Below are 20,784 nucleotides of genomic sequence, written 5' to 3' on the forward strand. Positions count from 1 at the left end.
TCTTCTCGGCCGGCGGTCATAGCCGGGGGGCCAGCGCCCGTTGTTCCACCCGGGCGGCGGCCGATCGGGACGGGGGCGGCTTCCCCATCCCTGCGGAGGCCGGTCCGGCGGCCAGCGACCGTTCCAACCGGGAGGCGGCCGATCAGGCGGAGGGCGATTGCCCCAACCGGGCGGCGGCCTGTCGGGCGGAGGGCGATTTCCCCACCCCGGCGGCGGTCTGTCGGGCCGGTGCCTGTCAGGTGGCGGTCTGTCGGGTGGAGGGCGGTTGCCCTGTCCCGGCGGTATTACGGCGGGCGGACGGCGATCCCGATCCCGCCGTGAGGGCTCGGGCGTGCGCCCCTGCCGCTCGATCAGGGAATTGCCGGACTCCCGCGAACGGTCCCGGTCCCTGCCACGGTCACCCCTGTCGGAGCCACCGCAGAGCGCAGGGTTGTCCGCACACTGGGCCTGTGCAAACGCAGGCGGAAGCGGCATCACCAACAGCGCCGACAGCGAAATGAGCGCGACACTTCGCCAGAGTGAACCGACAACCCGAGTCATCATCTCCTCCCAGAGATCCCTCCGCGCCCGATCTGCCGGCCGCGCCCTATGCCAAGGATCTGTGTCGTTTTTCGAACCTTGGCAACATCGCGGAGAAATCTTTTCCGCTTCCATCCTCCTCATCAACAAAAGTTGCATAGAGGCGGGCGGCCAGCTCCCCCATGGGAGTGTCGGCATCGGCCGATTCCGCCGCTTGCTGGCTGAGGCGGAGGTCCTTCAGCATCAGGTCGGAAGCAAATCCCGGCTTGTAGCCGTTGTCGGCGGGGGACTTCGGCCCCACTCCGGGCGCGGGGCAGTAGGCGTTCATCGACCAGCTGTAGCCGGAGGAGGTGGAGACCACATCGAACATCTTCGCCCGGTCCAGCCCCAGCTTGTCGGCCAGTGCGAAAGCCTCGCATGTGGCGATCATGGTCACGCCGAGGATCATGTTGTTGCAGATCTTCGCAGCCTGGCCGGCGCCCGACTCGCCGCAGAGCACCGCCTTCTGACCCATGACGTCGAACAGCGGCTTCACCTTGTCGAACGCCGCCTGGGATCCCCCGGCCATGAAGGTCAGCGTGCCGGCGTCGGCGCCGCCGATACCGCCGGAGACCGGCGCGTCAACCGCCAGAAGCCCGGCCTTGCCTGCCTCCTCGGCGACAGCGCGGGCGCTTTCGACATCCACCGTCGAGCAATCCAGAAACACCGCGCTCTGCCGCATGGCGGGCACGATCTCCGCCGCGACCGCGCGGAGGATCTTCCCGTTCGGCAGCATCGTGATGACCACATCGGCACCGCGCGCGGCCTCCTCAGCGGAAGCGGCCATGGAGACGCCCGCAGGCGCCGGGGCGACAAGGTCGAACCCGGTCACCGTATGGCCCGCCGTGGCGAGGTTCCGCGCCATCGGGCCACCCATGTTGCCAAGGCCGATGAAACCGATCTTCATTTAAGCTCCTCCTCCATGTTCAATTCGTCGGCCCCGAGGGGGGCCGTGATCTCTGCCACACGCGCGGCCATGTCGGCCGGGGCGATGTCCTGCCATTTCGGCTGACGGTCCTTGTCGATGATCTGGGCGCGCACGCCTTCCAGAAAATCGCCTTCCTCCAGCAGCCGCCAGGTGGCGCGGTACTCGTGCGTCAGCGCGGCGCGGACACTTTCCTTTGCCGCCGTGCCGCGGACCAGCGCCAGCGTCACCGCCATCGACAGCGGTGAGTTCCGCTGCATGGTCTTCAGAGTCGCGGCGGCGAAGTCGCCCGGCTCATCCGCCAGCGCCTTCATGATCGCGGCTACGGAGTCGTGCCGGAAGAGCCGGTCCACCGAGGCCTCGTGCTCCGCCAGCGGCGGGGCAGGCGGTTGCTCCGCATGGCGGGCGATGAGGTCCACGCCGCCCCCGGCCGCAAGCTCCGCCTTCAGCAGATCCCAATGGGACTGCGGCACGTAGTGATCGGCGAAATTCGCATAGATCGCGTCCCCCGGTCCCATCCGGTGCCCCGTGAGGCCGAGATACTCGCCCATCCGCCCCGCCGCATGGGCAAGGCGGTAGGTGCCGCCCACGTCGGGTATCAGCCCGATACCGCATTCCGGCATGGCCATCTGTGTCGTCTCGCAGACGATCCTGTCGGAGCCGAGACAGCCGATACCCACACCGCCACCCATGACGAAACCGTGCAGGAAGCTGATGATCGGCTTGCGGTATTCGGCGATCTTGGCGTTCAGCCGGTATTCCTCCCGCCAGAACTCCCGGCCAAGCGCATAATCACCCTGTCGGCCCGCATGGTAGATCTCGGCGATGTCGCCACCGGCGCAGAAGGCGCGGTCGCCCTCCGCATCCAGCAGGACGAGCTTGACCTCCGGGTCATGCGCCCAGTCGTCCAGCGCCTTCTCCATCGCCAGCGCCATCGGGTGGGTGAGGGCGTTCAGCGCCTTGGGCCGGGTCAGGGTGATGTGGCCCGCCTGGCCAATCTTGCGGGTAAGAATGTCGGACATCAGGCACGCTCCGTTAGCAGGCTGCGCGAGGTTATCAGGCGCATGATCTCGTTGGTTCCCTCGAGAATCTCGTGCACACGCAGGTCGCGCACGATCTTCTCGATGCCGTAGTCGGCCAGATAACCGTAGCCCCCGTGAAGCTGGAGGCAATCGTTCGCGGTCCGGGACGCGGCCTCCGTCACGAAAGCCTTTGCCATCGCACAGAATTTCGTGGCGTCGGATGCGCCGGTATCCAGCTTCCATGCCGCTTGCCGCAGGAATGTCCGGGCGGCCTGAAGAGCGATCTCGCAATCCGCGAGCCGGAATTGCAGCGCCTGGAAGCTGTCCAGCGTTTTGCCGAAGGCCTTGCGCTCCCCCATGTAGGTCAGCGTGCGGTCCAGCGCGGCCTGTGCCCCGCCGAGCGCGCAGGCGGAGATGTTGAGACGCCCGCCGTCCAGCCCGACCATGGCGTAGGTGAAGCCGCGGCCTTCTTCCCCCATGATGTTGTCGAGCGGGGTGAGGCAATCGTCGAACTGCACCTGCCGCGTCGGCTGTGCGCGCCAGCCCATCTTGTCCTCCAGCTTGCCGAAGGAGAGACCCGGCGCATCGCTTTCCACGACGACGGTGGAGATGCCCTTCGGCCCCTCTCCGCCCGTGCGGACCATGACGACGTAGGCATCCGAATAGCCGCCCCCGGAGATGAACGCCTTGGTGCCGTTGAGCTTCCAGCCCTCGTTCGTGCGTTCCGCGCGGGTGCGGAGCGCCGCCGCGTCGGAGCCGGAACCGGGTTCGGTCAGACAGTAGGAGAGCACCTTCTCCATCGTCACCGCCGGCCGCAGGATGCGCTCCTTGACGTCGTCCGAGGCGAACTTCGCCAGCATTCCGCAGCACATGTTGTGGATGGAGAGAAACGCGGCGACGGAGGGGCAGGCGGTGGAGAGCGCCTCGAACACCAGCGTCGCATCCAGCCGCGATAGGCCGGAGCCGCCCCAGTCTTCCCCGACATACAGCCCGCCGAAGCCCAGTTCCGCAAGTTTCGTCCACAGATCTCGCGGGATCGTGCCCTGCTGCTCCCACTCATGGGCAAAGGGCGCAATATGCTCGGCGGCGAATTCGCGGGCGATGTCGTAGATCGCCTGCTGCTCTTCCGTCAATGCGAAGTCCATGGTTCCTCCTCCGGTCTTCGGGTTCACAGAACCCCGCGCCGCGGGGGACTGCAAGTGGCTTCACAAGGGGGTGATTCGCTTTCAACGCGAAAAGGCACCCGGGTATTCCTCTTGAAATTTATTTAACCGTTGCGGAAGGGGACACAAAACCTCCGGTTGTTCAGGCATCATTCACCAGATACATATTAATATTAGTATTAATAAATAGTTTCTGAGGAGCAGATCAAAAAGTTTTTGATTTTAAACAATTTACGTCCTACCCGTTCTTCAGGGCCAAGGCGAACGGCCCGCTGCCATACAACCTTTAGAAGTTTGTTCTTGTAACAGGTGTGAACATGACCGCATTTTTCAAAGCCGCTACCGTCGCAGCCTCTCTGCTGATCCCGTTTGCCGGGGCCGAGGCCGCGACCTTCGATTTTTCCGGGCCGACCGGCTCCGCCTCTTCCTACAGCTACAATGTGGACGGGATCGGCCTCACCATCACCGCGCAATCCTACCTTGTGGAGGCGCCGCTTACCGTCACCCGCGCAAGCGGTGGGCATGGCGTGAATTCCGGCCGTTTCGACAACAACGAACTGGACGGGTTCGGCGTCAATGAAGTGCTCATCTTCACTTTCGATCAGGAAGTGACGCTGGGCAATGTCGCCTTCTCGAACGTCGGCTGGCTCGACACCTTCTCCTTCTTCTCCGGCCCAAATACGCCTTGGGATTTCTCGGGCGCGGCCCTCGCCTCCAACTTCGACCTGTCGGGTTACACCGGGACCGTGTTCGGCATCGGGACGATCAACCCGCTGTCGTCCTTCCGCATCGCCTCGCTGGAGGCAACGGCGACCGACGCTCCGGCTCCGGTTCCGCTGCCGGCGGCAGGCTTTGTGCTGCTGGGCGGCGTCGCGGCGCTGGCCGCCGTGCGCCGCCGCAAGTCCTGATCTCGCGGAAGGGGGAGGTCTGCCTCCCCCTTTTTGCGTTCAGGTGGTCGGGAAGTTCAGCACGGCGCCTTCCTTGATACCGCTCGGCCAGCGTGCCGTCACGGTCTTGGTCCGCGTGTAGAAGCGGAACGCATCCGGCCCGTGCTGGTTCAGGTCGCCGAAACCGGATTTCTTCCAGCCGCCGAAGGTGAAATAGCCCAGCGGCACCGGGATCGGCACGTTGACACCCACCATACCCACGTTCACACGGCTGGCAAAGTCGCGTGCGGTATCGCCATCGCGGGTGAAGATTGCGGTGCCGTTGCCGTATTCGTTGTCCATGGTGAGCTTCAGCGCCTCCTCATAGGTCTCGCTGCGCACGGTGGACAGGACAGGCCCGAAGATCTCCTGCTTGTAGATCTCCATGTCGGGCGTCACGCGGTCGAACAGGGTCGGACCGACGTAGAAGCCGTTCTCATAGCCTTGCAGATTGAAGCCGCGCCCGTCCACGACCAGTTCCGCGCCCTGCTTCACGCCCGAGTCGATGAGGCCGAAGATCCGCTCCTGCGCAGCCTTCGTCACCACCGGGCCGTAGTCGATGTCGTTGCCCGCCGTATAGGGGCCGACCTTCAGCTTCTCGATACGCGGAACCAGCTTTTCCACCAGCCGGTCGGCGGTTTCCTCGCCTACGGGGATGGCGACGGAAATCGCCATGCAGCGTTCGCCCGCCGCGCCGAAACCGGCGCCGACCAGCGCATCCGCCGCCTGATCCAGATCGGCATCCGGCATGATGATCATGTGGTTCTTCGCGCCGCCGAAGCACTGCACGCGTTTGCCGTTCGCGCAGCCGCGGGAATAGATGTATTCCGCAATCGGGGTCGATCCGACAAAGCCGATCGCCTGGATCGTCGGATTGTCGAGGATGCCGTCAACCGCATCCTTGTCGCCGTTGACGACCTGCAACACGCCCGGGGGAAGCCCCGCTTCGGTCAGGAGTTCGGCCAGCATCAGCGGCACGGAGGGGTCGCGCTCGGACGGTTTCAGGATCATCGCGTTGCCGCAGGCGAGGGCAGGCGCGATCTTCCACAGCGGGATCATCGCGGGGAAGTTGAACGGCGTGATTCCGGCCACGACACCCAGCGGCTGGCGCATGGAGTAGAGGTCGATCCCCGTGCCCGCGCTGTCCATATACTCGCCCTTCAGCAGGTGCGGGGCGCCGATGGAGAATTCCACCACGTCCACGCCGCGCTGAATGTCGCCGCGCGCATCCGGCAGCGTCTTGCCATGTTCGGACGACAGGGCGGTGGCGAGCTTGTCCATGTCGCGGTTGATGAGACGCACGAATTCCATCAGCACGCGGGCGCGGCGCTGCGGGTTGGTCGCGGCCCAGCCCGGCTGGGCCTTGGCGGCGGCTGCGATGGCTTCGTCAAGCTCGGCCTTGGAGGCAAGCGCGACCTTCGCCTGCACCTCACCCGTTGCGGGGTTGTAAACGTCGGCGGTGCGGCCCGAAGTGCCGGGCACATACTTGCCGTTGATCCAGTGACCGAGTTCCTTCACGGTATTCTCCCTCTCCTCAGAGACCGCCGCCACCTTAGTCTTGCAATTTTATCGGCGGAAGGGGCAGTTTCCCAAAAGCGTTTTGCAGGGATGCCGGTATGGAAGTCGCTGATTGGGACGATCTTCGCATCTTCCTCGCCGTTGCGCGGGGGGAGAGCCTTTCGGCCGCCGGGCGCATCCTGCGGCTTGATCCCGCGACGGTGGGGCGGCGCGTCGCGCGGCTGGAGGAGGGGCTGGGTGCCACGCTCTTCGCCAAGTCACCCCAGGGTTACGCGCTGACGGAGGCGGGGCAGGGCCTCCTTGCCCATGCCATCCGCGCCGAGCAGGCGGTGAGCGGCGCGATGGAGGAGGCGCGCGGAACGCCGGGCAAGCTGGTGGGGGCCATCCGCATCGGTGCGCCCGATGGCTGTGCGAACTACCTTCTGCCGCAGGTGACCGCCGCGATCTGTGCCGAGCACCCGGATCTGGAGGTGCAGATCGTCGCCCTGCCGCGGGTGTTCAACCTCTCCAAGCGCGAGGCCGACCTTGCCGTGGGCGTCAGCCGGCCGGAGGCGGGCCGGCTCTCGGTGCAGCGGATCGCGGATTACCAGCTCCACCTCGCCGCGTCGCGCGATTATCTGGACAATGCGCCCCCGATCCACACCCTTGCCGATCTGAAGGGCCATCGGATCATCGGTTATATCCCGGACATGATCTTCGACAAGGAGATCGACTATCTTGCGGAGATCGGGGCGGAGACCGTCTCCTTCGGCTCCAACTCCGTGGCGGTGCAGTTCAACTGGGTCCGGCAGGGGGCGGGGATCGGCGTGGTGCATGACTTCGCCATTCCTTCCGCGCCGAATGTGGTGCGGGTTCTGCCGGAGGCTTTCGGCCTCACCCGCAGCTTCTGGCTCATCCGTCATGCCGATGACCGGCGGGTGGAGCGTCTCAATCGTTTTGCCGACTTGCTTGCGACAGGACTTCGGAGGGAACTTTCAAGATTGGAGGCGATCGCTTGACAGACGGTCGGGACATGTCAGGCTGTTGAGGGGAGCGCCGTGACAGAGGAGGAATGTCCATGCTTGTGCGACAGGTTCTTTCAGCAAAGGGTTCGGGCAACGTCGCGACGATTGACCCGGGCATGACGGTGGCGGAGGCCGCGCGGCAGTTGTCGTCGCGCAAGATCGGCTGCCTCGTGGTATCGGCGGATGGCAGGACGCTGGACGGCATCCTGTCGGAACGCGACATCGTGCGGGAGATCGGCCGTCAGGGCCCCGGTTGCCTTGAGGCGCCCGTCCGCTCGATGATGACGACGAAGGTCGTCATCTGTGCGCCGGGCGATGAGGGTGTCGTCATCCTCTCCCGCATGACGGAGGGCCGCTTCCGCCACATGCCGGTGCTGGAGGATGGCGCGATGGTCGGCCTCATCTCCATCGGCGACATGGTGAAGGCGCGGCTTTCGGAGCTGTCGATGGAGAAAGAGGCGCTCGAAGGCATGATCATGGGCTACTAGGCTGCGGTCTGGGCAGAAAACTTCGGCAAACTTTCGGCGTCCCTCTTGCGTCCGGGCCTGTGATATTGTTGCTTCTGCCCCGAAAGCGGAGGGGACAGCATGCGCATCGGCCTGTATCCGGGGACGTTCGACCCCGTCACCCATGGACATCTGGATATCATAAAGCGCGCGACCGCCCTTGTGGACAGGCTGGTGATCGGCGTTGCGATCAACCGAAACAAGGGGCCGCTCTTCACGTTGGAGGAGCGGGTGGAGATGATCGAATCCCAATGCGCCGACCTGTCGGAGCTGCATGGGGCCGAAATCGTCGTGCATCCTTTCGAAAACCTGCTGATCGACTGCGCGAGGGATGTGGGCGCTTCCATCATCGTGCGGGGTCTCCGTGCCGTTTCCGACTTCGAGTATGAATTCCAGATGGTCGGGATGAACCGGGTGCTCGATCCGTCGGTCGAAACGGTTTTCCTGATGGCGGAGGCGCGTCACCAGTCGATCGCCTCCAAACTGGTGAAAGAGATCGCAAAGCTCGGCGGCGACGTTTCCCGCTTCGTCCCGCCCGCTGTGTCGGACGCGCTGAAGCAACGTTTCGTCTGACAGGACTACATCTGGCGGGGAAGCCGTGTTGCAGCCTCAGGTGTTGCGCTGACTGCGCAGTTCTGACGCATGGCTTCCCGCAAATGCCGCAGGATCACCTTCGGCCGTCATGGTGACCGCGAAGCGCCGCGAGAGTGGTGCGAGGCACAGCCCTCTATCCGACGGGAACATGCCCGCCACGAACAAGCCCGAACAAGATAGCCATGGCTCAATGCCACAGGGCCAGCGCCGGTGGCAGGCTATGCACTTTGCCCTCGCGGCCGCCGCGTCGGGAACAGCTTCCGGGGCGCGGGCCTGACATCCGTTCCCCACGGAATTTCTCTCGCCCATGTGCATTGAACCGGGTCACGGACGGGGCGGAGGCTGTCCGTCTGGAAAGATGACGGAAGGGACATTCCTGCCTAAGGTAAGCTAACGTTCTGCCAAAGCCGGCGCGCCGCCACAGTCAGCCGGACCCGAGGCTCGCAGGGAGCATGTGAGGGGGAATTAGAACAGAACGAGCTCAAAACGGGAATATTGAAACGCGAGTTCCAACCTCGGTAGCATATCGAAGATTTACTAGGAAAATCAATGGTGCCCAGAGCCGGAATCGAACCAGCGACACGCGGATTTTCAATCCGCTGCTCTACCAACTGAGCTATCTGGGCACCGTCCGGTGGGCTCGCCCGCCGGTGGAGCGGTGTTTAAGTGAGCCCGGGGAGACTGTCCAGAGGCAAATGCCGGTCAATGACGGATTTCTTTTGGTTCCGCCATCGACCGTGTTTCGAGATCGTCCTCATCCGGCTCGTCCTCTTCCGCCGCCGGAATCGCATAGGCGCCGGTCAGCCATTTTCCGAGGTCGATGTCGGCGCAGCGGCGCGAACAGAAGGGGCGGTACTTCTCCACCGCCGGTTTTCCGCAGATCGGGCAGGGCATGGCAGCCTCCTCAGGCGAGGCCGGAAACCAGGGGCAGGCGCTCGCGTTTGCGTTGCAGTTCGAAATTGCCCAGCGGCGTCCATCCGGCAAGGCTGGTCTCTCCGCCCTCCGCCCGGAAGGCGGCGCGCAGAACCTGTTCGAGGGCGCTCCGGTCCTTCTTCGGCATGGGCGCGAAATCGACGATAATCTGCCCGCCAAGCCCCTTGAGCCGGAGCAGGCGCGGCAATTCCCGGGCGGCGGCGATATTGGCCTTCAGGCCCGCGGCGGGGCTGGTGTCGCCCCCGGTGTTCACGTCCACGGCGACAAGGGCGCGCGTCGGCTCCACATGCAGGCTGCCGCTTCCCAAAAGAACGGCGGTCGGCAAAAGAACGTCTTCGATCTGCTCCTCCACCCCGAAGCGGACAAAGGCACCGACCGCATCGTCCACCTCATCGGCGGGCGGGTCGGACCAGTCGCGCCACGCGATGTCCCACGCGCCTGCGCCTTCCACCAGAAGCTCGGGGCCGCCGGTGGTATCGGCGATCACAGCTTCGGCGAGGCCACGCATCGCGGCGATATCCTCGACGATCTCCGTCTCCTCCGCGCGGGCGGCGGCGGTGCGGAGCACGAGACCGAAATCCTCCGGAGCTCCGCTCATCGCCGTTTCCGCCATGGCAGTCAGCGCCTCGCGCACATCGGCATCATGGATGGCACGGGAGACGTTGAGGCCCGGCGCGCCGGGGGTGACGATGGCAAGGCGGCTCTTGAACAGCAGGCGGGTGCCGACCGGCACGGCCTTGCCCGGCTCTGCCCAGCCGGTGACCTGAACGATCAGGCTCTGACCGGGGGAGAGACCGCCCGCCTGACGGAGAAAGCCCTTCTGCCCATCGGGCAGGCGCAGGAAGACACCGCCCTGACCCTTCATCTGGCGATCGACGATACCGCGGCAGATCGCGCCCGGCTGCAGGCCTGCATCTTCCGGCGGATCGACGAGGAAATCCTCAAGCCGTCCGTCGACGAGCAGGGCGGCGGCGGGCCGGCCCTGCCAGTGGTCGAGCAGGATCACGCGTCCCTTCATGCCGCCTCCCGTAGCGAACAGCCCGCGGCGGTCAGAAGCTGCGCCGTTTCCGCCACGGGAAGGCCGACGACGCCGGTAAAGGAACCCTGAATCCAGGGGATGAACGCGCCTGCACGGCCCTGGATCGCATAGGCTCCCGCCTTGCCCTCCCACTCGCCGCTAGCGAGGTAGCCGTTCAGTTCGATGTCCGAGAGCCGCTTCATCTGCACGGTCGTTTCCACGACCCGCTCCCACAGCCGTTCGCCACGACGGACGGCGACAGCGGTGATGACCTTGTGCCTGCGTCCGGCGAGGGCGACCAGAAAGGCCGCGGCCTCCGCAGCATCGGCCGGCTTGCCGAGAATCCGCCGCCCCAGCGCCACGGTGGTATCGGCGCAGAGCACGACATCCTCCGGCGCGGCGGTCACGGCAGCGGCCTTTTCCCGCGCCATCCGGGCGCAGTAGGGCCGCGGCAGTTCGCGGGCACGGGGGGTTTCGTCGATGTCGGGGGGCAGGATCGCATCGGGGCAAAGCCCGAGTTGCGCCAGAAGTTCCTTCCGGCGCGGGCTGGCCGATCCGAGGATCAGGCGCATTACTTGAAGCGGTAGTTGATCCGGCCCTTGGACAGATCGTAGGGCGTCATCTCAACCTGAACGCGGTCGCCGGCAAGGACGCGGATCCGGTTCTTGCGCATCTTACCTGCCGTATGAGCGATGATTTCATGGCCGTTTTCCAGCTCGACCCGAAACGTCGCATTCGGCAGGAGTTCCTTCACGACGCCGGGAAATTCGAGCAGTTCTTCCTTGGCCATGTTCACTCCAATGGGGATCGCCCGCACAAATCGCGGGCAGGGGATAGATGCGCCCATTCGCGACGGATTTCAAGCCGGGAGTTGCGGCAAGGCGAAAAGAAACCGGCTTCCCACGGAAGCGGTGCATTTCGGGGCAGGATGCCGGGAGGATGCCTGCCGGTCAACAGCCCCGTGGCGGCGCAGTGTCGCTTTCCCGCCGAGAAGCGTCGGGCCGACGGCATCGGCCCGCGCGGCGGCATCGCATGGTGCCAGCATCTTCCCGCACAGGACGCGCATCATGAAGACCCATGTCAGAGCCCTTGTCGTCGGTGGCGGCGCCGTCGGCACAGCCATTGCCTATCACCTCGCCCGTGCGGGATGGGACACCATGTTGCTGGAGCGGGATGAGCTGACCTCCGGCTCCACCTGGCACGCGGCGGGGCTTCTGCCGCTTTTCAACATGGGCTACGCGACCAGCCATATCCACGATTACTCCGTCCGCTTCTACAAGACGCTGGAGGCGGAGACGGGCCTGAACCCCGGCTTCGCCATCGTCGGCAACCTCCGCATGGCGCAGACGGAGGCGCGGATGGATGAGTACCGGCTCTATTCCGCCACGGCGGAGGCGGTCGGCATCGAACACGTGTTCCTGACCCCGCAGCAGATCGCGGAGCGCTGGCCGCTGGTCCGCGCGGAGGATCTGAAGGGCGCGCTCTTTCATCCGACGGACGGTTACATCAACCCTGCCGATGTCACGCAGGCCATGGCGCGGGGCGCGCGGCTGCACGGCGCGACGATCGAGCGGCGCTGGCAGGTGGACGGCTACCGCTGGACGGGGCGCGAATGGGTGGTCACCGCCACGAAGATGGTGGAGCGTGGCGGGAACCTCGTCCCCTCGGAGGAGCGGGTGGAGATCACCGCCGAACATGTGGTGACGGCGACCGGCAACCATGCGCAGCGGACGGCGCGGCTCCTCGGCATCAAGATCCCCGCGATTCCGGTTGAGCATCAGTATATCGTGACGGAGCCTGACCGTGCGCTGGTGGAGTGGCGGAAGGCGGGCAACCCGGAGCATCCCGTCCTGCGCGACGCGGATGCGAAATGGTATGTGCGGGAGGAACGCGGCGGCTGGATCCTCGGCCCCTATGAGCGGGGTGCGCCCGCGCGGTTCGCCTACGGTGTGCCGGAGAGCTTCCGGGCCGACCTGTTCCCGCTCGCCCTCGACCGGATCGAGGAGGAATACGCCGCCATGCTCCACCGCATTCCCTCGTCCGAGGCGGCGGGGCTGAAGGACGACTTCAACGGGCCCATCTGCTACACGCCCGACGGCAACCCGCTGGTCGGTCCCGCGCCGGGCCTGCGCAACTTGTGGCTGGCGGAGGGCTTCTCCTTCGGGATCACGGCGGCGGGCGGCACGGGCAATTGCCTCGCCCAGATGATGACGGCGGGGGAGGCGGAGATCGACATGGCGAGCCTTGATCCCCGGCGCTACGGCGACTGGATGACCACCGAATATGCCGTCCGCAAGAACGAGGAATGCTATGAGCATGTCTTCGTCCTCCATCATCCCGATGAGGAGCGGGAGGCCGCCCGTCCGCTGCGCACCGCCCCGGCCTATGACCGGCAGAAGGCAGCGGGCGCGCAGTTCGGCCAGATCAACGGCTGGGAGCGGCCGAACTACTACGCCCCCCCCGGTTTCGACGATCACGCCGCGCGCAGTTTCCGCCGCGGCGGCTGGTGGCGCTATGCAAGGGCGGAGGCGGAGGCGATCCGCTCCGCCGCCGGGCTGATCGACGCCAGCGCCTTCGCCAAGCATCTGGTGCGCGGTCCCGGGGCGACGGCGTTTCTCGACTGGTTCACCACCAACCGACTGCCGAAGGTGGGGCGGATCGGGCTGACCTACGCGCTCACCTCCACGGGCACCGTCCGGTCGGAATACACCATCGTGCGGCTGGCGGAGGATGCCTATTATCTCGTCTCGGCCGGGGCATGGGCGGCGTATGACGGCGACTGGCTGCGCAAATGCGCCGAGGACAGGCGGGCGGAGTTCGGCTGGATCGACATTCACGACGTCACGACGCAATGGGGTGTCTTCGCGCTGGCGGGGCCCGCGTCGCGCGACATTCTCAAGACCCTGATCCGTGATGCGGAGCCGGAAACCGCGCTGTCCAACAAAAGGTTCCCGTGGCTTTCCATGCGGGAGGTGGAGCTTGGCATGTGCCCCGTCCGCGCGATCCGGGTGGCCTATACCGGAGAGCTTGGCTGGGAGCTTCACCACCCGATCGAGATGCAGACCTACCTCTGGGACAGGCTGATCGAGGCGGGCGAGCCGCACGGGATGAAGCTGGTCGGCGCGCGGGCCCAGAACTGGCTCCGGCAGGAGAAGTCCTACCGTGCCTTCGGGACGGAACTCGGGCGCGACGCGACACCGCTGGAGGCGGGGGTGGAGCGTTTCGTCGATCTTTCCAAGCAGTTTCAGGGCAGGGAGGCGATGGAGGCAGCGCCTCTCGGCGCCACTTGTGTCACCCTCCTGATCGACGGACCGGAGGATGCGGACCCTTGGGGGCGCGAGGCGCTTTCGCTGGACGGCAGGGTCGTCGGGCGGCTCACCTCCGGCGGGTGGTCGGCGGCGTTCGGGAAATCCATCGGCATGGGCTATGTGGAGCCGGGTCTCGCCACGCCCGGCACGCGGCTGGAGGTACGGATGGGCGGCAGGCTCTGGCCCGCCGAAGTGACGCAGGACAGCCCCTACGACCCGACGAACGCCCGCATCCGGGCTGACGGCTGACGGTATGAGGCATCCCCGCTGGAGGTGACGGTTGCCGCCGGGAAGCGGGTGCACGACACCCGCTGGAGAGGGCGTGAAACCTGAAGGGCGGGCGGATCATGCCCGTCGCCGTGGTCCCCGCCATCCCCGGGGGCCGATGGCCTTTCCCCTTGGAAACGGCACCGGGTGGTCACATTCCGCGCAAACGCGCCGCAATCGCCATGCTGGCATTTGCTTGTCCCTCCGCCCGCGCATAGAAGCCTGAGGAATCGGCCTTGGCCGAATGGGTGGGGCAATTCGGGGACAGGCATGCCGTCGCGCCTTCCGGTCATGGTAATCTGCGTGACCATCCTGATCGACGCGATCGGGATCGGCCTGATCCTTCCCGTCACCCCTGCGCTTTTGCGCGAGGTGACGCATGAGGGGCTTGCCAATGCCGCGATCTGGGGGGGTGTGCTTGCCGCGCTCTTTGCGGTGATGCAGTTCCTGTTCGGCCCGGTGCTCGGCTCCCTGTCGGATCGCTACGGGCGGCGGCCGGTGCTGCTCGTCTCGCTGCTGGTGGTGTCGCTCGATTACATGCTGATGGCGCTGGCCCATACGCTGACGCTGCTCATCATCGGGCGGGCGATCGGCGGGCTGGCTTCCGCCACCCATGCGACGGCGGCGGCCTATATGGCCGATGTCTCCGCGCCGGAGAACAAGGCCCGGAACTTCGGCCTCATCAACGCGGCCTTCGGTCTGGGTTTCGTGCTCGGCCCGCTGGCAGGAGCAGGGCTGGCGGAGTTCGGCACACGCGCGCCCTTCTGGGCCGCGGCGGCGCTTGCGGCACTCAATGCGGTGATCGGGTATTTCGTGCTGCCGGAGACGGTGACGGACCGCATCCGCCGCCCCTTCGACATCCGCCGCGCCAACCCGTTCGGGGCGTTCCGGGCCATCGGGAAGCTGCCGGGCCTGCCGCGATTCCTGATCGTCTATCTGCTCTACTGCATCGCGCTCTTTTCCTATCCCGCCGTCTGGCCCTTCTTCGGCGAGGCGCAGTTCGGCTGGAACAGCCGGATGGTCGGCATCTCGCTCGCGGTCTTCGGTATCGGCATGGCGGTGGTGCAGGGCTTTCTGATCGCGCCGATGATCCGCCGTTTCGGGGACGGGCGGACCGTCGTCATCGGCATGTGCATCGACGTGATCTCCTTCGTGGCGCTCGGTTTCATCACCAGCGGCACGCTGGCGCTGGCGCTGACGCCGCTGACCGCGCTCGGCGGGGTGGTGGGACCGGCGCTGACCGCGGTGATGTCCCGCCGGGCGCGCGACGATCAGCAGGGGGAGCTTCAGGGCGTTCTGGCCAGTCTCAACGCGCTCAACATGGTGATTTCACCGCTGGTGATGACGCAGGTCTTTGCGCATTTCACCTCCGGGCGGACATCCATCCACCTGCCGGGCGCGCCCTTCCTGCTGGCGGCGGCATTGATGGTGGTATGCATCCTGTTGTTCGTCACGCGGACGCGCCTGTTGCCGTCCGGGGATCGGGCCCGGCACGGCGGGAGCGCTTCCTAGCCCCGCGCCGGACAGCGACGATCGCGCCGCAAACGGGTGTCGGTCTTCCGTCAGCCTTGCCTCAGCCGGCATCGGGACATGTCCCACCCTCCCGCGCCGATCCCTCGGTCACTTGGAAGCCCGCCGGTTCGCGCGAGGGCCCCGGCAGCAAAAAGCCCCGCCGAGGCGGGGCTTTCCTGTCACTCGCTCCGCGACTGGCGCTTGCGCTCATGCGGGTCGAGATAGCGTTTCCGCAGGCGGATGATCTTCGGTGTGACCTCCACCAGCTCGTCATCGTCGATATAGGCGATGGACTGCTCAAGGCTCATGGTGACCGGCGTGGTCAGACGCACCGCTTCATCCGTGCCGGAGGCGCGGACGTTGGTGAGCTTCTTGCCCTTCAGCGGGTTGACTTCAAGGTCATTGTCCCGGCTGTGCTCGCCGATGATCATGCCCTCGTAAACCGCTTCCTGCGCGCCGATGAACAGCTTGCCGCGCTCCTCCAGGTTCCAGAGCGCATAGGCGACGGAGGTGCCGTTCTCCATGGAGATCAGCACGCCCTGACGGCGGCCCTGGATCGCGCCCTTGTAGGGGGCCCAGCTGTGGAAGATGCGGTTGAGCACGCCCGTGCCGCGCGTGTCGGTCAGGAATTCGCCCTGATAGCCGATCAGCCCGCGCGACGGCACATGGGCCACAATCCGCGTCTTGCCGGCCCCTGCGGGACGCATCTCCACCAGATCGCCCTTGCGGGTGCCGGTCAGCTTGTCGATCACCGCGCCGGTGTAGTCGTCATCCACGTCGATGATGACTTCCTCGATCGGCTCCAGCCGCTCGCCGCCTTCATCGCGCAGGATGACGCGGGGGCGGGAGATGGAAAGCTCGAAACCCTCGCGGCGCATGTTCTCGATGAGCACGCCCATCTGAAGCTCGCCCCGGCCGGACACCACGAAGCTCTCGCCGCCCGGTGTGTCCTCGACCTTGATCGCGACGTTCTGCTCCGCTTCCTTCATCAGCCGCTCGCGGATGACGCGGGACTGCACCTTGCTGCCGTCGCGGCCCGCGAGCGGGCTGTCGTTGATGCCGAAGGTGACGGAGATCGTCGGCGGGTCGATGGGCTGGGCGGGGAGGGCGGTGTCCACCTCCGGCGCGCAGAGCGTGTCGGCCACCGTGGCCTTGGACATGCCCGCGATGGTGACGATGTCACCCGCTTCCGCAAGGTCGATCGGCTGTTGCGACAGGCCCCGGAAGGCGAGGATCTTGGAAACGCGGAACTGCTCGATCCGCTCGTTCGTGCGGGAGAGCGCCTTGATCGTGTCGCCCGCCTTCAGCGTGCCGGACTCGACCCGGCCCGTCAGGATGCGCCCGATGAACGGGTCGGAGCCCAGCGTGGTGGCGAGCATGGAGAAGGGCTCCTCTCGCCGCGCGACCTGTGCGGGCGCGGGCACATGTGCCACGATCAGGTCGAACAGCGCGGACAGATCCTTGCGCGGCCCGTTCAGCCCCATGTCCGCCCAGCCCGCGCGGCCGGAGGCATACATGGTGGGGAAGTCGAGCTGTTCATCGGTCGCGTCCAGCGCGGCGAAAAGGTCGAACACCTCGTTATGCGCCCGGTCGGGTTCGGCGTCGGGCTTGTCCACCTTGTTCAGCACGACGATGGGTTTCAACCCCAGCGCCAGCGCCTTGGAGGTGACGAATTTCGTCTGCGGCATCGGCCCTTCGGCCGCGTCCACCAGCAGAACGACACCGTCCACCATGTTCAGGATCCGCTCCACCTCGCCGCCGAAGTCGGCGTGGCCGGGCGTGTCCACGATGTTGATGCGGATGCCTTTCCATTCGACGCTCGTCGCCTTGGCGAGAATGGTGATCCCCCGCTCGCGTTCGATGTCGTTCGAGTCCATCGCCCGTTCTGCGACGGCCTGGTTCTCTCGGAAGGCCCCGGATTGTTTGAGAAGCTCGTCCACCAGCGTCGTCTTGCCGTGGTCAACGTGCGCGATGATCGCGATGTTGCGAAGGTCCATGTACATTTCCCGGAAATATCGCGGCGGCATTACCGCTTCCCTGCGGAAAACGCCAGCGCAAAGGACAGCCGCGCGAAATAACGTTGCGCGGCGTGACGCTCAGGTCCGGGCGGATGGCGGAGGAGAATGGGAGTCGAACCCACCCGGGACAGGCTCGCTGCCCCAACCGGAGTTGAAGTCCGGCCGCCCCACCGGGGACGATGCTCCTCCGCGTTCCGGCGCCTGCGGCGGCGTGTCCGTCAGTCCGTCCGTAACCCTGTCGGGTACTCTGTCGAGCAGGGGCCCGAAAAGATCGAGCCTGTGCGGATTGATACGTCGCAGATCTCCGCGCCGCAAGGTGACGCCGTGCCGGTCGAGGAAATCGAGGATCTGGATTGCGACCTTTCGGCCATTGTCCATCCGGTCGCGAAAAGCGGCGGCGGTGAAGCCATCGGGCGACGCGGCGCCCACATCCCGCGCGATGGCGACCATTTCGGCCACCGTCTCCCGCGTGAAGAAATGATCATGCGCCACCTGATCGACACGGCCGGTCTTCTGGCCGAGCTTCAGGACGCGCCGCACCTCCCGCTCATCCAGTCCGAACTGCGCGGCGAGGTCGCGGACGCGGGGCGGGCGGAAGCGGGCAGGCCCGGACAGTTCCGGCAGACACCGCTCCAGCAGGTCCGCATCCGCGGGGTCAAGCCGGATCTCATGGCCGGGAAGCCGCAGGAAAGCGCCGTCCTGCACGATGCGCCCTGCCTCCGCCTCCGCCCGCAGGAAGGCAAGGAACGGCTCCTTCGGCAGACGGACGGGCAGGGCGAGGCGCAGCCGTTCGCGCCCCATACCCTGCGCCTCCGGGTTCTCGGCGTGCCATGTGTCGAGCGTCGCGATCAGCCCGGCAGCAAGCGCCTCCCGCCGCTCGGGGCGCATGAGCAAGCGCGTCTCGCCGCTGCCGATGGTCACGCCCTCCGTCTCCGCCGGCAGCAGGGCGCGGTCCCGAAAGAACGCCTCCGCCGCGACGAACCCCGGCTCGGTCAGCAGCATGGCCGCCAGCGGATCCGCCGCTTCCGCCGCCCGGATCAGCGCCAGCCGCTCCGCCGTGCTCCGCCGCCGTTGCGGTGCGCGCAGGTCGAGAAGCCTGCCGCCGCCGATCGTCCGCCGCGCGGACACGTCGCGCAGGATGAAACTGTCGCCCACCGTCGCCGCCACCGGCCGGTCGAGCACGATCTGGCACAGGCCGGACTCTCCGGGCCGCAGCGGGCCATCGAGCGGGACGATACGCGCATCCGCCTCCGCCGCGCCGGAATGGAAGCGGGCGGGGAACCATGTGCCGAGCGGTTTCGGCTCCTCCCCCACCACGTGGAGCCGGGCGTCGATCCGCTGGGTCGGCGCGTGCAGGGCGGGGGCGAGCAGCATGTCCCCCCGGTGGATCGCCTCGCGGGAGATGCCGTCGCCCGCGATGTTCACTGCGCACCGCTGGCCCGCGCGCCCCTCCGCCGCCGCGCGGTTCTGGGCATGGACACTCCGCACCCGCCCGGACAGGCCGGAGGGGCTGATCGTGACGGTATCGCCCGGCGCCACGCGGCCCGACAGGACGGTTCCCGTCACCACCGTTCCCGCGCCGGTCAGGGTGAAACTCCGGTCCACCGTCATGCGGAACCGCCCCTCCGCCGCGCGCATCTGCGTTTCCGCTTCGGCAAGGATGAGCGCGTGGCGCAACTCCTCCAGCCCGCTGCCGGTCAGGGCGGAAACGGCGATTGTTTGCGCGCCCGCCAGCCCGGTGGGCGCGAGCAAGGCGGTGATCTCCTCCCGCCGCGCGGCAAGCAGCGGCTCCTCCGCCATATCGCATTTGCTGAGCGCCACGATGCCGCGCCGGATGCCCAGCAGGTCGAGGATCGCCAAATGCTCCCGCGTCTGCGGCATGATCCCGTCATCCGCCGCAATGACGAGCAGGGCCATGTCGATGCCCCCGGCGCCCGCCACCATCGTATGAACGAACCGCTCATGTCCTGGCACATCGACGAACCCCGTGACGCCCGCGCCCAGATCGGCATAGGCGAAACCGAGGTCGATGGTGATGCCTCGGGCCTTTTCCTCCTTCAGCCGGTCGGTATCGACGCCGGTCAGGGCGCGGACGAGCGCGGTTTTGCCATGGTCGATATGACCCGCGGTGCCGACGATCATCGCAGACCCGCCATGGCGCCGGTCAGCGCACCGTCCTCCTCCAGACAGCGCAGATCGAGGATCAGCGCCCCGTCCGCGATCCGCCCCAGCACGGGCCGGTCCAGCGCGCGGAGCGCCGTGGCCAACCGTTCCGGCGCCTTGCCGTCCGGCCCGGTGAGCCGCAACCCGGCAGAGGCCAGCGTCTCGACGGGCAGGGCGCCGGAGCCGATCTGGCTCTCGCATCCCGTCACCGCCGCCTGAAACCCCTCGGGCAGAAGGGCGGCGACCTGCGGGCACAGCCGCTCCGCCTGCGCCCGGATCTCCGCCTCGCCCCGCCGCAGAAGGCGCAGGGTCGGCAACCGCTCCACCGCGCGCGCGCCGTCGCCATAAAGCCGGAGCGTCGCCGCCAGCGCAGCAATGCGTATCTTGTCGAGCCGGAGCGCGCGTTTCAGCGGGTTGCGATTGATCCGCGCGATCAGGTCTGCCCGCCCGACGATGAACCCCGCCTGCGGCCCGCCCAGCAACTTGTCGCCCGAGAAGGTGACGATATCCGCGCCCTCGGCCACCGCCTCCCGCACCGTCGGTTCCGGCGGCAGGCCGAGCCGCGCCATGTCGATCAACGTGCCCGAGCCAAGGTCATTGACCAGCGGCACACCCGACCGCAGGGCCAGCGGCGCAAGCTCTGCCGCAGTGACGGAGGCCGTGAACCCCTCGATCCGGTAGTTCGACGGATGCACCTTCAGCACCATGCCCGTCGCCTCGGTGAGAGCGCGCTCGTAATCCCGCAGATGCGTGCGGTTTGTCGTGCCCACCTCGCGCAGCCGGACGCCCGCGCTTTCCATGATGTCCGGCATGCGGAAGGCGCCGCCGATCTCGATCAGCTCCCCGCGGGACACGATCGCCTCCCGCCCCGCGCCCAGCGTGTTGAGCGTGATGAGCACGGCGGCTGCATTGTTGTTGACGACGGTCGCATCCTCCGCCCCGGTCAGGTCGCAGAGCATCTGCCGCAGATGGGCGTCCCGCTCCCCCCGCCTGCCGGTGGACAGGTCGAGTTCCAGCGCGGCGGGCGCGCGCATCGCCTCTGCCGCCGCCTGAACCGCCTCCTCCGCCAGCAGGGCGCGGCCGAGATTGGTGTGCAGCACCGTCCCCGTCAGGTTCAGCACCGGGCGGAGCGCGCTCCGCCCCGCCGCATGGAGCCGGTCGGCAAGCGTGTCCAATAGCGCCTCCGCCGCAGGCACCTCTGCCCCGCGCAGGGCGGCTTCCCGCGCCTCGCCCAGCAGGGCGCGCAGCGCATCCGTCACCGGCTGCCGCCCGTGCGCCTCCTGCAACGCGCGGCCGGTGTCGGTGGCCAGCAGACGATCGACGGAGGGCAGGGCCCGCAGCCCGCGCAT

Annotated in this window: 16 protein-coding genes, 2 tRNA genes and 1 pseudogene; 6 read left to right on the forward strand and 13 right to left on the reverse strand. The window is 66.9% G+C overall.

The features are described from left to right. Positions 1-586 precede the first annotated feature (586 nt). Genes mmsB through CDV49_RS07395 form a run of 3 tightly spaced genes read right to left on the reverse strand, consistent with a single transcriptional unit; the run spans position 587 to position 3,650 of the window. The gene (mmsB, locus tag CDV49_RS07385; RefSeq protein ID WP_088214902.1) at positions 587-1,465 is read right to left on the reverse strand and encodes a 3-hydroxyisobutyrate dehydrogenase; all 879 of its coding nucleotides are present in this window, start codon (positions 1,463-1,465) and stop codon (positions 587-589) included. Continuing rightward, complete coding sequence (locus CDV49_RS07390; protein WP_088214903.1) at positions 1,462-2,505, reverse strand: enoyl-CoA hydratase/isomerase family protein; 1,044 nt, start codon at positions 2,503-2,505, stop codon at positions 1,462-1,464. Before CDV49_RS07390 ends, mmsB begins: the two co-directional genes overlap by 4 nt. Continuing rightward, the gene (locus tag CDV49_RS07395; protein WP_088214904.1) at positions 2,505-3,650 is read right to left on the reverse strand and encodes an acyl-CoA dehydrogenase family protein; all 1,146 of its coding nucleotides are present in this window, start codon (positions 3,648-3,650) and stop codon (positions 2,505-2,507) included. Before CDV49_RS07395 ends, CDV49_RS07390 begins: the two co-directional genes overlap by 1 nt. Before the next feature lie 335 nt (positions 3,651-3,985). Here CDV49_RS07395 and CDV49_RS07400 point away from each other — a divergent pair, with 335 nt between their 5' ends. Further along, a complete protein-coding gene (locus CDV49_RS07400) occupies positions 3,986-4,576 on the forward strand; it encodes a VPLPA-CTERM sorting domain-containing protein (protein WP_088214905.1) in 591 nt (196 codons plus the stop codon). Between the two features lie 39 nt (positions 4,577-4,615). Here CDV49_RS07400 and CDV49_RS07405 read toward each other — a convergent pair whose 3' ends face one another. After that, entirely contained in the window at positions 4,616-6,112 is a 1,497-nt protein-coding gene (locus tag CDV49_RS07405) for a CoA-acylating methylmalonate-semialdehyde dehydrogenase (RefSeq protein ID WP_088215038.1), read from the reverse strand. A gap of 98 nt (positions 6,113-6,210) precedes the next feature. Here CDV49_RS07405 and CDV49_RS07410 point away from each other — a divergent pair, with 98 nt between their 5' ends. The 3 genes from CDV49_RS07410 (at position 6,211) to coaD (ending at position 8,195) form a co-directional block, all read left to right on the forward strand. After that, positions 6,211-7,110: a LysR family transcriptional regulator gene (locus CDV49_RS07410; RefSeq protein ID WP_088214906.1), complete on the forward strand. Its 900-nt coding sequence runs from the start codon at positions 6,211-6,213 to the stop codon at positions 7,108-7,110. Positions 7,111-7,169: 59 nt separating this feature from the next. Continuing rightward, positions 7,170-7,604 carry a CBS domain-containing protein gene (locus CDV49_RS07415; RefSeq protein ID WP_088214907.1) on the forward strand — a complete coding sequence of 145 codons (435 nt, stop codon included), beginning with the start codon at positions 7,170-7,172 and terminating at the stop codon, positions 7,602-7,604. A gap of 99 nt (positions 7,605-7,703) precedes the next feature. After that, entirely contained in the window at positions 7,704-8,195 is a 492-nt protein-coding gene (coaD, locus tag CDV49_RS07420; protein ID WP_088214908.1) for a pantetheine-phosphate adenylyltransferase, read from the forward strand. 571 nt (positions 8,196-8,766) lie between these two features. Here coaD and CDV49_RS07425 read toward each other — a convergent pair. The 5 genes from CDV49_RS07425 to infA form a co-directional block, all read right to left on the reverse strand. Continuing rightward, positions 8,767-8,842: transfer RNA gene (locus CDV49_RS07425), tRNA-Phe, on the reverse strand. 76 nt (positions 8,843-8,918) lie between these two features. Continuing rightward, positions 8,919-9,110, reverse strand: a complete 192-nt coding sequence (locus tag CDV49_RS07430) for a DNA gyrase inhibitor YacG (RefSeq protein ID WP_088214909.1) — start codon at positions 9,108-9,110, stop codon at positions 8,919-8,921. A gap of 10 nt (positions 9,111-9,120) precedes the next feature. Then, the gene (locus tag CDV49_RS07435) at positions 9,121-10,167 is read right to left on the reverse strand and encodes a ribonuclease E/G (protein ID WP_088214910.1); all 1,047 of its coding nucleotides are present in this window, start codon (positions 10,165-10,167) and stop codon (positions 9,121-9,123) included. Further along, the gene (locus CDV49_RS07440; protein ID WP_088214911.1) at positions 10,164-10,739 is read right to left on the reverse strand and encodes a Maf family protein; all 576 of its coding nucleotides are present in this window, start codon (positions 10,737-10,739) and stop codon (positions 10,164-10,166) included. The genes CDV49_RS07435 and CDV49_RS07440 overlap by 4 nt, the downstream gene beginning before the upstream one ends. Then, positions 10,739-10,957, reverse strand: coding sequence for a translation initiation factor IF-1 (infA, locus tag CDV49_RS07445; RefSeq protein WP_035712727.1), 219 nt, complete (start codon positions 10,955-10,957; stop codon positions 10,739-10,741). The genes CDV49_RS07440 and infA overlap by 1 nt, the downstream gene beginning before the upstream one ends. A gap of 277 nt (positions 10,958-11,234) precedes the next feature. On the opposite strand from infA, the gene CDV49_RS07450 reads away from it, so the two are divergent. Beyond that, the gene (locus CDV49_RS07450) at positions 11,235-13,724 is read left to right on the forward strand and encodes a GcvT family protein (protein WP_088214912.1); all 2,490 of its coding nucleotides are present in this window, start codon (positions 11,235-11,237) and stop codon (positions 13,722-13,724) included. 288 nt (positions 13,725-14,012) lie between these two features. Beyond that, positions 14,013-15,254: a TCR/Tet family MFS transporter gene (locus CDV49_RS07455; protein WP_088214913.1), complete on the forward strand. Its 1,242-nt coding sequence runs from the start codon at positions 14,013-14,015 to the stop codon at positions 15,252-15,254. A gap of 179 nt (positions 15,255-15,433) precedes the next feature. On the opposite strand, the gene typA is transcribed toward CDV49_RS07455, so the two are convergent. The 4 genes and pseudogenes from typA to selA all read right to left on the reverse strand — a co-directional run bounded on the left by typA (position 15,434) and on the right by selA (position 20,784). Next, on the reverse strand, positions 15,434-17,251 hold the full coding sequence (typA, locus tag CDV49_RS07460; protein WP_088215039.1) for a translational GTPase TypA: 1,818 nt from the start codon (positions 17,249-17,251) through the stop codon (positions 15,434-15,436). A gap of 114 nt (positions 17,252-17,365) precedes the next feature. Beyond that, a tRNA-Sec gene (locus CDV49_RS07465) sits at positions 17,366-17,461 on the reverse strand. Positions 17,462-17,617: 156 nt separating this feature from the next. Next, a pseudogene (gene selB, locus CDV49_RS07470) lies at positions 17,618-19,414 on the reverse strand (selenocysteine-specific translation elongation factor); the annotation flags it as partial. After that, complete coding sequence (selA, locus tag CDV49_RS07475) at positions 19,411-20,784, reverse strand: L-seryl-tRNA(Sec) selenium transferase (RefSeq protein ID WP_088215040.1); 1,374 nt, start codon at positions 20,782-20,784, stop codon at positions 19,411-19,413. The pseudogene selB and the gene selA, both read right to left, overlap by 4 nt.

Origin of the sequence: Haematobacter genomosp. 1 (assembly GCF_002196855.1) — a bacterium.
Classification (GTDB): Bacteria; Pseudomonadota; Alphaproteobacteria; order Rhodobacterales; family Rhodobacteraceae; genus Haematobacter.

What these genes read in the sequence shown, in the direction of transcription:
- CDV49_RS07400 (WP_088214905.1), top strand. Translation starts at nt 3,986, where the DNA reads ATGACCGCATTTTTCAAAGCCGCTACCGTCGCAGCCTCTCTGCTGATC.
- CDV49_RS07395 (WP_088214904.1), bottom strand. Translation starts at nt 3,650, where the DNA reads ATGGACTTCGCATTGACGGAAGAGCAGCAGGCGATCTACGACATCGCC.
- coaD (WP_088214908.1), top strand. Translation starts at nt 7,704, where the DNA reads ATGCGCATCGGCCTGTATCCGGGGACGTTCGACCCCGTCACCCATGGA.
- CDV49_RS07415 (WP_088214907.1), top strand. Translation starts at nt 7,170, where the DNA reads ATGCTTGTGCGACAGGTTCTTTCAGCAAAGGGTTCGGGCAACGTCGCG.
- CDV49_RS07435 (WP_088214910.1), bottom strand. Translation starts at nt 10,167, where the DNA reads ATGAAGGGACGCGTGATCCTGCTCGACCACTGGCAGGGCCGGCCCGCC.
- CDV49_RS07430 (WP_088214909.1), bottom strand. Translation starts at nt 9,110, where the DNA reads ATGCCCTGCCCGATCTGCGGAAAACCGGCGGTGGAGAAGTACCGCCCC.
- selA (WP_088215040.1), bottom strand. Translation starts at nt 20,784, where the DNA reads ATGCGCGGGCTGCGGGCCCTGCCCTCCGTCGATCGTCTGCTGGCCACC.
- typA (WP_088215039.1), bottom strand. Translation starts at nt 17,251, where the DNA reads ATGGACCTTCGCAACATCGCGATCATCGCGCACGTTGACCACGGCAAG.
- CDV49_RS07390 (WP_088214903.1), bottom strand. Translation starts at nt 2,505, where the DNA reads ATGTCCGACATTCTTACCCGCAAGATTGGCCAGGCGGGCCACATCACC.
- CDV49_RS07410 (WP_088214906.1), top strand. Translation starts at nt 6,211, where the DNA reads ATGGAAGTCGCTGATTGGGACGATCTTCGCATCTTCCTCGCCGTTGCG.
- CDV49_RS07440 (WP_088214911.1), bottom strand. Translation starts at nt 10,739, where the DNA reads ATGCGCCTGATCCTCGGATCGGCCAGCCCGCGCCGGAAGGAACTTCTG.
- CDV49_RS07455 (WP_088214913.1), top strand. Translation starts at nt 14,013, where the DNA reads ATGCCGTCGCGCCTTCCGGTCATGGTAATCTGCGTGACCATCCTGATC.
- infA (WP_035712727.1), bottom strand. Translation starts at nt 10,957, where the DNA reads ATGGCCAAGGAAGAACTGCTCGAATTTCCCGGCGTCGTGAAGGAACTC.
- mmsB (WP_088214902.1), bottom strand. Translation starts at nt 1,465, where the DNA reads ATGAAGATCGGTTTCATCGGCCTTGGCAACATGGGTGGCCCGATGGCG.
- CDV49_RS07450 (WP_088214912.1), top strand. Translation starts at nt 11,235, where the DNA reads ATGAAGACCCATGTCAGAGCCCTTGTCGTCGGTGGCGGCGCCGTCGGC.